Origin of the sequence: Microvirga zambiensis WSM3693 (genome assembly GCF_016735695.1) — a bacterium.
Classification (GTDB): Bacteria; Pseudomonadota; Alphaproteobacteria; order Rhizobiales; family Beijerinckiaceae; genus Microvirga; species Microvirga zambiensis.
The window spans coordinates 1-1,005 of record NZ_JAERQD010000202.1; the positions used below are offsets into that span (position 1 = coordinate 1).

At 62.4% G+C, this 1,005-nt stretch carries 2 protein-coding genes; both read right to left on the reverse strand.

The window, feature by feature from the left end; genetic code table 11:
• Positions 1-252: 252 nt before the first annotated feature.
• Entirely contained in the window at positions 253-540 is a 288-nt protein-coding gene (locus JKL46_RS34890; protein ID WP_201843031.1) for a hypothetical protein, read from the reverse strand.
• A gap of 219 nt (positions 541-759) precedes the next feature.
• Positions 760-1,005 (reverse strand): hypothetical protein (locus tag JKL46_RS35295; RefSeq protein ID WP_210381558.1); only part of this gene is annotated, 246 nt, incomplete at its 5' end.

Consider the following 1,005-nt stretch of genomic DNA (forward strand, 5'->3'; position numbering starts at 1 on the left):
TGACGGTCTGCTGCCCGCCGCCGCACCAGGAACTATACCCGATCCGGCAGCAGGGAAGTTACAAGGGGTTACGCCTTATCCGGAGAGCGCTCTCCCCCTCACCCTCGCTGCGCTCGACCTCTCCCCCATGCAAGTCGGGTGTTCCCGACTTGCACAGCGGAAACGGATCTCGGGAACACCCGAGATCCGGGGAGAGGTGAAGTTGCGGCAGTCTGGAGAGACCAGCCATTTCAGAAAATTACCGCAGATCTCTTACCAGCAGCCGCCCCAGCCGCAGTAATAACCCGGACGCGCCGCCGCCCCGATGGCCGCGCCGCCGACCACGCCGACCGCCGTGCCAACGGCCACTTGGCTCGCCGCCGCGTTCGACTGGGCGACGTTGTTGCGGTAATTGGCGTTGCGGCAGCGCTCGTAAGTCTTCGTGCCGGGCTTCAGGCCCGATTCCACGCAGACGGAATCGGCATTGGCCATGGACTGTTCCGCCGTCTGGCAGCCCGCGAGAACCAGAGCCGCGGCTCCGAGAATGATGGCAAGACGCATTGTATTCCTCTTCTGTGTTGCCTCTAGCTTCCGGCCGCCCGCCCTTGCATGACGCTGGGGAGCATTCCGGAACGGAAGGATGAGAACTACGGATAAGCTTGGCTTTCCGTGCGGCAGCACACGCGACAGGCGTCTATTCCCATGAAGGGAATCCCAACCGATCTCCGTCATGAACGAACGGGTGCGGCCCGGAGCGAGGAGCGACCGTCAATTCCCGCTTCAGCGCGGCGCCGTGCACCGAAAAATCGAAAATGCCGGGACACGCCAAAATGCGCTGAATTCCTTTGGCGTCCCCACCTTCCCCCCCGGGCTTAACCGCGCTATAGCCCCCGCAACCATCCTGCCGCAGGCAGGAGAGTTTTCAGCCCTAAAGCGCAAGGTGAGATCATGGCGAAGATCAAGGTAGCCAATCCGGTCGTCGAGCTCGACGGCGACGAGATGACCCGCATTATCTGGCACTTCATC

What these genes read in the sequence shown, in the direction of transcription:
- JKL46_RS34890 (WP_201843031.1), bottom strand. Translation starts at nt 540, where the DNA reads ATGCGTCTTGCCATCATTCTCGGAGCCGCGGCTCTGGTTCTCGCGGGC.